The 9,721-nt window shown below is 36.3% G+C and carries 6 protein-coding genes; 5 read left to right on the top strand and 1 reads right to left on the bottom strand.

Annotated elements, in window-relative coordinates; all coding sequences use genetic code 11:
* Positions 1 to 362: 362 nt before the first annotated feature.
* The 3 genes from pyrF to ACFIJP_RS06600 all read left to right on the top strand — a co-directional run bounded on the left by pyrF (position 363) and on the right by ACFIJP_RS06600 (position 4,349).
* Entirely contained in the window at positions 363 to 1,208 is an 846-nt protein-coding gene (pyrF, locus tag ACFIJP_RS06610; protein WP_375626423.1) for an orotidine-5'-phosphate decarboxylase, read from the top strand.
* Positions 1,209 to 1,744: 536 nt separating this feature from the next.
* Positions 1,745 to 3,232, top strand: coding sequence for a histidine--tRNA ligase (hisS, locus tag ACFIJP_RS06605; RefSeq protein WP_375626421.1), 1,488 nt, complete (start codon positions 1,745 to 1,747; stop codon positions 3,230 to 3,232).
* Between the two features lie 571 nt (positions 3,233 to 3,803).
* A complete protein-coding gene (locus tag ACFIJP_RS06600; RefSeq protein ID WP_375626419.1) occupies positions 3,804 to 4,349 on the top strand; it encodes a replication protein in 546 nt (181 codons plus the stop codon).
* A 619-nt stretch (positions 4,350 to 4,968) separates the two neighbouring features.
* Here ACFIJP_RS06600 and ACFIJP_RS06595 read toward each other — a convergent pair.
* Complete coding sequence (locus ACFIJP_RS06595) at positions 4,969 to 5,490, bottom strand: peroxiredoxin (RefSeq protein WP_375626417.1); 522 nt, start codon at positions 5,488 to 5,490, stop codon at positions 4,969 to 4,971.
* A gap of 216 nt (positions 5,491 to 5,706) precedes the next feature.
* On the opposite strand from ACFIJP_RS06595, the gene ACFIJP_RS06590 reads away from it, so the two are divergent.
* A complete protein-coding gene (locus ACFIJP_RS06590; protein ID WP_375626415.1) occupies positions 5,707 to 7,335 on the top strand; it encodes an alpha-D-glucose phosphate-specific phosphoglucomutase in 1,629 nt (542 codons plus the stop codon).
* A gap of 1,056 nt (positions 7,336 to 8,391) precedes the next feature.
* Positions 8,392 to 8,727 carry a zinc ribbon domain-containing protein YjdM gene (locus ACFIJP_RS06585; RefSeq protein WP_375618296.1) on the top strand — a complete coding sequence of 112 codons (336 nt, stop codon included), beginning with the start codon at positions 8,392 to 8,394 and terminating at the stop codon, positions 8,725 to 8,727.
* Positions 8,728 to 9,721 lie beyond the last annotated feature (994 nt).

Here is a 9,721-nt window from a genome sequence, read left to right as displayed (position 1 = left end):
TGCCAATTATGTTCCAAAAGTGAATAGATATGCGCCAAAAAGGACAGAAAACATCGAACACAAGACGGTGATCATTATGGTAGGGCATTTTCTTTTAAAACTTTTGTTTAAAGCACGTTCATAGAGAGTTTTTGTTGATCATAAAAAAGGGGTGTAAAAACGACAAGGCACGCTATTGGGATTTATGAGTTCATTGAACAAAATAATATGGATGTTTTTTTTGTTTATATTCTTTCACAAATAAAAGCACACTTTGTATAGAGAGCTCTTTCTTTGTGTTTTCAGCATTGTATTCTTTTGACAAATGCTTTTCTTTTTGATTGTATCAAAAAGTTTAAAGACAGACCGTGTTAGGATATAAAATGTTTTGTTCAGCTTTTTTTAAAAATAGTGAGAAATATGGACCGCTTTGTGTTGGTTTTGATCCGAGTCATAAAGTTTTGCAATCATGGAATTTAAGCTGTGATTATAAAGGTCTAAAAGATTTTTGTGATATTCTCTTAGCAGCGGTTGTGGGTAAAGTGGGGATGATAAAACCTCAAGCCGCATTTTTTGAGTTATATGGGGTGGAAGGGCTTCAAATTCTCAAAGAGCTTATTGAAAATGCACAGGCACAAGGTTTGTTGGTTCTCGTTGATACGAAAAGAGGGGATATTGGCTCTACCGCTGAGGCTTACGGTAAAGCTTGGCTTGGTTCAAGCAGTGCGTTTAAAGCAGATGCTATAACAGTCAATCCTTTTTTAGGATTTGATGCTCTCATTCCTTTAATAAAGATTGCAGAAGAAACAAAAACGGCTGTTTTTATGGTTGTTCAATCTTCGAATCCAGAGGGAAGGCACATTCGAAATGCGCGCATTGGTGATCAAACAGTTTCTGTTCATTTGGCACAGCGTATTTTTGAATATAATAGCCAATCTTCAAGTCAATATCATCATGTTGGTCCTATTGGGGCAGTGATTGGAGCAACATTGGGCAATGAAGCAAAAGATACAATCGAACAGTTAGAAAATAACTTATTTCTCGTTCCTGGTATTGGGGCTCAAGGGGGAACAATAACACAATTAACTCAGCAGTTTCCTCAAAGGCTATGGCAGAATCTTATTCCTTCCATTTCAAGATCGATTACACAGGTTGGTCGAAATAGTGTTGATTTAAAAAATGTTATTCATGATTTTGCCGAGCAATCTAAAAATACGCTTCTATCTTAAAGTTTTTTGCTAAGTTATCAAAGAAAAAAAGCTCTTATAAAAAAAGCTCTTATGAAAGAAGGGGGCTTATCAAATTTTAAGTCAGATACTTCTTTCAAAAAGTGATTTGCTTTATCTAAAGTCAAGAGTTGTTTTTGATCTTTTCAAAAAGTGTTCATGTATTTCTTATTTTCTGTTGGGATTGGGAGGACCAAAAACGGGAAGCAAATGTTTGAAAAAAAATGCAGAAATCTTGAGAATATATGAACAATTGTTTTAATGAAGTCGGGATAAAGGAAGAAAATGCAAGAAATACCTGAACAGTGCTAAAATATGAGCCATCAGAGGGCTTAGAGAGTGTATTCGTTTTGGGGACGTTTTAGTTTAAAGGCTATGACTCATCTTAAAGGGTAGGCTCTTTGAGAATATTGTTTTTGTAAAATAAAGGACTCTAACATGTTATTAAAAGTTTCTAGGTTGATAAAGTCATTGCAGCGTTTGTTTCTATAAGATAGACACACGTTATCTGTGAATACATATTGTTGTTAGAGAATAACATGTCATTGAAACAAGAAAAAAACAAAGCCCGTTTACCCCGTGGTTTTATGGATCGTACAAGTGCACAGTTGTATGCAACTGAAACAATGATTACAAAAATTCGTGAAGTTTATGAACTTTACGGCTTCGAGGCACTGGAAACACCAATTTTTGAATATACGGATGTCTTGGGTAAGTTTTTACCTGATGAAGATCGTCCAAATGCGGGCGTTTTTTCGCTACAAGATGATGATGAGCAATGGATGTCTTTGCGCTATGATCTAACTGCTCCTCTTGCTCGTTATTTTGCTGAAAATTTTGAAACGTTACCAAAGCCTTATCGCAGTTATCGTCTTGGTTTTGTGTTTCGCAATGAAAAACCTGGACCAGGGCGCTTTCGGCAATTTATGCAGTTTGATGCGGATATTGTTGGAACACCAACGGTAGCAGCGGATGCCGAAATTTGTATGATGGCAGCAGACAGTTTGGAAAAGTTAGGGTTTCACCAGCATGATTATGCCATTCGCTTGAATAACCGAAAAATTCTGGAAAGTGTTTTAGAATTGATTGGTTTAGGGGAAAGGGAGCAGATTGAAAGGCGCTTAACTGTTCTTCGAGCAATGGATAAACTGGATAAATTTGGTCCTGAAGGCGTGCGTTTGCTCTTGAGCAAGGGGCGTTTGGATGAAAGTGGTGATTTTACAAAAGGGGCCGAGCTTAAGGATAAAGAGATTGAGTGTATTCTTTCTTTACTGACTGTAAATGCAAAAACGGCAGAAGAAATCCTTGATGTTCTCAGACAAGTCGTTGGTCAGAGTGCTCAGGGGCTTGAAGGGGTTCGCGAGCTTGAGGAAATGCAAGCAATCTTTGTCGCTAATGGTTATCACAATCGCATTAAAATTGACCCTTCGGTGGTTCGTGGATTGGAATATTATACGGGACCTGTTTTTGAGGCGGCATTGCTTTTTGATGTTCTCAATGATGATGGGCAAAAAGTTGTTTTTGGCTCCGTTGGTGGTGGTGGGCGCTATGATGGATTGGTGGCACGCTTTCGTGGTGAAAATATTCCGGCAACAGGTTTTTCAATCGGTGTTTCACGCTTGATCGCTGCTTTGCAAAATCTTGGAAAGTTGCCTATGAAGGACACAACAGGGCCGGTTGTGGTACTGAGGATGGATAAAGAACCAGAGGCGGTTGCTGGTTATCAAAAAATGGTGATGCAATTGCGAAATGCGGGAATTCGTGCTGAGCTCTATTTGGGGGCATCGGGAATTAAAGCGCAGATGAAATATGCAGATCGACGTCAAGCGCCTTGTGTGGTTATCCAAGGTTCACAAGAGCGTGAGAGCGGGAAAATACAGATTAAAGATTTGATTGAAGGAGCGCGTTTGTCTCATGAGATCAAAGATAATCAAACATGGCGTGAAAGCCGTCCTGCGCAAGTGATGATTGATGAAGAGCAATTGGTTCAAACAGTACAAGATATTTTGGCAGCCCAAAAACGATAATGATAAAAATTTTGTGAAAGAAATTGTTAGGAAAAGCTTGAACATTTCTTCTTCAATTTTCAGAATTTGTATTTTACTTGTTTAGATATTCTTAAAATCGTGTTATTTTTTTTAAAGTTCCTGCGGCATAAAAGCAATTTTTAAAGGTGAAAATGCTTTTGAGGACGCGAGGTAAGCACCTTCGTAAAGCAAAATACTGGACACTGAAGCATTTGAGGTCCTTGACGCAACCCTGTTTAGAAAAATTGATGATCAATAACAGAAACCCAATAGTTTATAGCAATATTGATCATCATTCATTCATATGGATTTAATTTTTGAATTCTCATTTGCTGATATCATATTTTCTACTGTTTTATTGTCGGCAGTCTACAATCTCACATCCATGAGAGATGAAAGAAATCTCAAGAGTTTTATTTTAGAAGATTTTTTTAGTTTCAAAAGCAACGAATAACTTAAATCAGACAATTTTTAAAGGAAAAATATGGGAGGCATTATAAGAGATTATAATGAAAACCATTTGAAATTATTCATTTATTATAACAAATCAATTTTTTACGGAGAAATGAAAATGGCCCAATATGATTTTACAGTGTTATATGAAAGAAATCCCTTTATTTTGAAAAAATCTGAAGATATTGGAAAATCATTTAAACTTCCTCCTTCAAATTTCGGATTTGAAGATCTTCCGCAAATTACGTTTTCAGGAGCGTCCGATAGCCGGCGTATGATTTTTGGGCTGTCATTTAGTGGTATGAAAGCATTTTTTGTGATGTTGTGGCAAGTAGGGAAAATGTCAGATGAAGATGATGTGGATTTATGGTTTGATCAGGTAAGATTAGATGAGGATACTCTCAATGAATTTTTGATTTGTGATCTTTCAATTCAAGAACCAGAATATCTTAATTTTGAAAGTTTTAAAGAAGGTATCAAAGAATTAGAAGAGAATAAAATTGTAGCGAAGGGGACAAAAAAATATTGTTATTTCATTAATCCAGATATTTTTGGTCTTCCTGAATGTGATGAAGATTTTGAGCTCGATGAAGAGGAAGAGATAGAAGAGGAAGAAATGAAAAAACACTTTATGGTAGAATATCCAAATAGACGCCTTCTTTAACTGTTTTTCTCTTAGAGAAAAATAAAAGCTTAGAATAAATGACTATTAAAACAGCAATGAATCTGTTTATTGTATGTGAATTGGAATGTTTACGGGATCTGTTTTTATTTAATATTCTTCATGAACGGTTATTTATGCAGAGCCGTTTTTATACCATATTTTTTTCTTGATGCTTTTGTGAAGCTTGCAGTAATGATGTTCATAGCTTTTGTGTTTTAGAGCGTTTATGAGACGCATTTATACTCTTTTTAACCGTTTATTCATATGCCAATCTCACGTGCTAATGAGCAAGAAAATAGTTTTAAGAGATTCAATATAAGAAGGGATAAAATAAAACAATCTTATGATATTCAGTGCCTCTCATTCGACATGAAAAATTATAAATTATCTTTATAAATCAAATTATTGTTTGACACAAAGTTTTTTCAAAGCAGTTAAAACGTGAAATACCTATTAAAAATTTATTGCTGGGATATTTTCTTACCGAAAACGCTCAACCAAATTATAGTGTCTGCTTTGACAAATAGATGTTTCAAAAAATACAAACGACACAAATTTTCTTTACTAAGGAAATTTGTGTCGTTAAATTTTGTTTAAATGGACGACTTTGGGGGCGGAATTAGCTTTTCAAAGCTTTTAAAACATTTTGTGGTGAAGAGACTTCGTAAGGATCTGTCATGCAATTGTCTGAAAAACCCGCTTCTTCAAACCATTGCTCAACCACACCATCATTAATAACGGCAGCATAGCGCCATGATCGCATGCCGAAACCAACATTGTCTTTTGCAACCAGCATACCCATTTTGCGTGTGAATTCACCAGAGCCATCAGGAATTAATTTCACGTTTTTGATATTTTGTGTTTTTCCCCAAGCGTTCATGACAAAAGCATCATTGACGGAAAGGCAATAAATTTCATCAATACCCGCTTGTTTAAATTCATCATAGAGTTTTTCAAAGTCAGGCAGCTGAAAGGTTGAGCAAGTAGGGGTAAATGCTCCAGGAAGAGAAAAAAGAATAACACGCTTTCCTTTAAAGTAAGAATCGCTGTTAACTTCTTGCCACCGATAAGAATTATTTTCACCCACTTCATCTCGGACACGTGTATGGAATGTTACATTGGGAACAGTTTTTTTCATCATAAGGATGCTCCTATATTTTTTACAAAAATTTCGTTTTAAAACAGCTTTTGTCTTTAAAAGCATATCGGAAAGAACGGTTTAAATAAAAGGGATTCTTTAAAAATTCTGACTTCTAACGAGTGTGCAAATATTTCACACTTCCGTCAAGTAGAATTAATGGTCGACTTTGGATACTCTTCACCTTAAAATTAAAGGAAAGAATATGAAGGTATTTACATGACCATAAAGACAGTTTTGACCACGGCTTTTGAGGGGCAAAAACCGGGAACGTCTGGTTTGCGCAAAAAAGTGTCTGTTTTTCAACAACCTCATTATGTAGAAAACTTTATACAGTCTCTTTTTGATAACATTGGACCTCTTGAAGGAAAAATGTTGATTCTTGGGGGCGATGGGCGCACTTTTAATCGTACTCTCCTTCAGATTGTGTTGAAGATGGCAGCGGCGCATGGTGTTTCTTGTGTTAAAATGGGAAGGGGCGGTATTCTTTCTACACCTGCTGTTTCGCATCTTATTCGTAAAACTCATGCCCATGGTGGACTTATTCTTTCTGCAAGCCATAATCCTGGTGGTCCAGAGGGAGATTGTGGTATTAAATACAATGTTTCCAATGGTGGACCCGCTTCTAATTCTTTATGTGATGCTATTTTTGCAACATCGCAACGTCTTTCCTTTTATAAAATTCTTGAAGCACCAGATATTGATTTAGATAGGCAAGGTACGATCTTTATGGGAGCCATGCGGATTGATATTATTGATTCTGTCGCTGATTATGTTGCTTTGATGCAGGAGCTTTTTGATTTTGACTGTATTGCCAAGGCCGTCGCTCGAGGTCTTACTTTACGGTTTGATGCTATGCATGCGGTAACAGGGCCTTATGCTCATGAAATTTTTGAAAAATGCTTAGGATTTTCTGAAGGGACGGTGGTTAATGGTATTCCTTTGCCAGATTTTGGAGGCGGTCATCCGGATCCCAATTTGGTTTATGCCAAGGCTCTTTATGATTTATTGATGTCAGAGCAAGGACCAGATCTTGGCGCAGCCTCTGATGGTGATGGAGATCGTAACCTCATTATTGGTCGTGGGCAATTTGTCTCGCCTTCAGATTCTTTGGCTATTATGGCTGAGCATGCACACCTCATTAAAGGATATCGAAAAGGTGTTGTGGGGATAGCGCGTTCTATGCCGACGGGACGTGCTGCTGATCTGGTTGCGGAAAAACACGGATTAAACTTTTTTGAAACGCCAACGGGATGGAAGTTTTTTGGAAACCTTTTGGATGCGGGGAAAGTAACCTTTTGTGGTGAAGAAAGCTTTGGAACTGGCTCTCATCACATCCGCGAAAAAGATGGTTTATGGGCTGTCTTATTTTGGTTAAATCTTTTAGCGATAACAGAAAAAACTGTCGCACAAATAGTTCAGCAGCATTGGTACACCTATGGGCGTTTTTACACGTTACGGCATGATTATGAAGAAGTCGAAGCAGATAAAGCTTTGGAACTTATAGAACATTTGCGTACGCACTTACCACATGCAGGAACTGAAATTGCTGGATTTTTCGTCAAAAAAGCAGATGATTTTACATATCATGATCCTGTTGATCAGAGCGTTAGCACGCGGCAAGGTATACGTATTTTTTTCGAGAACGGAGCACGGTTGGTGATCCGTTTGTCGGGAACAGGGACGCTAGGTGCTACTTTACGACTTTATTTTGAACAGTATGAAAGTGATCCGCGCAAACACAATTTTAATCCGCAAGAAGTTCTCCAACCTTTGCAACAGGTGGCACTAAAACTGTTAAATATACAACAAGCATTGGGGCGAGATCGCCCTGATATTATCACCTAAGATCAGTGGAATGTTTTTTGTAAAGGTATGATGATTGATCACATGAGGTATGTTTTTAGGGACGTGATTTTATTGGCCATAAGGCAGAGCTTCCATTTTCAAGCTCGCTTTGTTTTTCCTCTTTTACATATCAATCGGATTCTTAAAACTGCGGGCTTCTTAAAACCGAATACTGTAGGTAATTATAATTAGGCAGAATCGGGGAATTTATGTCCAATGGTTTCTAATGGTTTGGTAGAAATGTTTGTTTAATAGGGGGGGCTCATACACAACAAAATACGATCATTGTTACACATTTCATATGTTTGTCTTAAAGAAGCATCTCTCTCAAAACGCTAAAAACGTATCTTATGCGTGTTACTTTTGAAAGGGATAACCGGCCATCCATTGAGCAGCACCATTTTTATGCTTATGAGAGAGTAAGACCAGCACCATCATTCACTTTGCCCGCTTTCAATGTTGGCTCTTATATTTGAGAGTATTTAGTATTTTGAATAATTGTTTTACACGGCTCTTCCTACTTGTAACATGCAAGGAAAAGGCTTTGGTTTATTCAATGTAAAAGAGGTTGAGAGAATCTCAGCTTATTTATTGGCTCTCATTCAATATACAAAACCATTAACTATGATCATAAATCAGTTTGTTCTCTAACATTATGAATGCTTTACTTAAATAAAAGGTCAAGTTGAGTCTATCATTTTCTTGTTTCTCAGTTTTTAGCTTTTTGGAAGCGTTTTTATTCAGAGATGTTCCTTTTCTAATTGTTTTTTATTCATTCGTTAATTGTATTGGTGATGTATAAGAAAATGATTTTGATTCATTTATGAGAGAGAATGAAGTGAGTAAATTTTATGATATGCGGGGGCTTATTTAAGTTATATAATGATCAATCATTTTTATAAACCCATGTATGGTATGTGATGATAGCATTCATGAACACAGTTGGCAGATGAAGGTTAAAACAAAGGGAAATGTTTTTCTAAAATAATGGACAATAAGTACTTCTTGCTTTATGACCAGTCATAACAAATGATTTTTCTTTTAAAAGGGGAATTTATGACCCAATATCCCAAATGTCCTCGTTGTGATTGTCTTTATACTTATGAAGATGGTGAGAATTTTGTGTGTCCTGAATGCGCACATGAATGGCCACAAAAAAACGATGATACTGTTCTTGTCAATACTGTTTATGATGCCAATGGTCAGATTTTAACAAATGGAGATACCGTTATGGTGATAAAAGATCTGAAAGTAAAAGGCGCTTCATCTGTTTTAAAAGGTGGTACTAAGGTAAAGAATATTCGCTTGGTGGATGGGGATCATAACATTGATTGCAAAATTCCAGGGATTGGTCAGATGAGTTTAAAGTCGGAGTTTGTGAAAAAAGTTTAGGCATTTATCCCCTTGCAATTGTTTTTGCATTTCGCTGGTTTTTTATTTTTACATTCTTCTCGAATGGGCTTTTTTTGTTGTTTCACAGATTACACCAATCAGATAGAGGCAATATATTTTCCTTTATTGCAAAGCCATGTATCGCAGAGGAATAGTGGCTCTGTCTTTTCTTTTAATACGCAGTTATGGGTGAAGTTGGATGTTGACGTACATGCGACAGTAAAAGTATGTGCTTTATGAGAAGAACAATGCGGTAAAGCAGACAAACTTATTCCTGCTGGATTGAAGAAATATTCTCATTTTTTATTAGATAATTTCTCAAACAATCATAATAGATCTAGCTTAAATGTATTTATTTTTTACAGGTAATTCCACCGTTTGCGTCATATTTATGGAAATGAGATTGAAAATGATAGAGGGGAAATTCTTGATTTTAAGAATAGAAAAAGGACGGTATGATCTTGATAAGGTCGTACGGTTATGCATTTTCCAGTTTTTAGTGCTGCAACAGTCTCTTATAAAAAGTGTGTATAAGAGCTATTAAAAATAGTTTTTGTTATTATCCAGTTTGTGCTGTGTAAGCGGACGATTTTGATTGATACAATAAAAACAGAATTGAAATAAGAAGAATGCCAGAATTCTCATTCAAGTTGCAAAATGTGATCTTTGTTGATTGGCTGCTACAAGAAGTATTTTGCGTGATTTTATCGTTGGGAGAAGTGAGAAAGATGGAGCAAATGGGCACTCTATCTTACAATGTTTTCTTTTTTGGGTTTTCTTTTTTTGTAACGGGTCGTGTTTTCCTAGTTAAAATTGCATGACAAGATTATGAAACAAAATAAATTTAAAGTGCATGCCCATGTTTTGTACTTCTGTGGATATCATTATTGGGTTTGTTGTGAAACAACCGATGCTTCTTAAAAGGGGCTTTGAAATCTTTTTAAGGCATATATGGAGGTGAAAGGTGAGTGAAGGTATTATTATTGGACAGACT

It is taken from the genome of Bartonella sp. MU37NMGALS (assembly GCF_042194015.1).
Classification (GTDB): Bacteria; Pseudomonadota; Alphaproteobacteria; order Rhizobiales; family Rhizobiaceae; genus Bartonella; species Bartonella grahamii.
Note: the sequence above shows the minus strand (reverse complement) of the source record. Positions and strands in the feature narration are given on the sequence as shown.

Coding starts and splice junctions, on each gene's coding strand:
- pyrF (WP_375626423.1), top strand. CDS start 363: ATGTTTTGTTCAGCTTTTTTTAAAAATAGTGAGAAATATGGACCGCTT.
- hisS (WP_375626421.1), top strand. CDS start 1,745: ATGTCATTGAAACAAGAAAAAAACAAAGCCCGTTTACCCCGTGGTTTT.
- ACFIJP_RS06600 (WP_375626419.1), top strand. CDS start 3,804: ATGGCCCAATATGATTTTACAGTGTTATATGAAAGAAATCCCTTTATT.
- ACFIJP_RS06595 (WP_375626417.1), bottom strand. CDS start 5,490: ATGATGAAAAAAACTGTTCCCAATGTAACATTCCATACACGTGTCCGA.
- ACFIJP_RS06590 (WP_375626415.1), top strand. CDS start 5,707: ATGACCATAAAGACAGTTTTGACCACGGCTTTTGAGGGGCAAAAACCG.
- ACFIJP_RS06585 (WP_375618296.1), top strand. CDS start 8,392: ATGACCCAATATCCCAAATGTCCTCGTTGTGATTGTCTTTATACTTAT.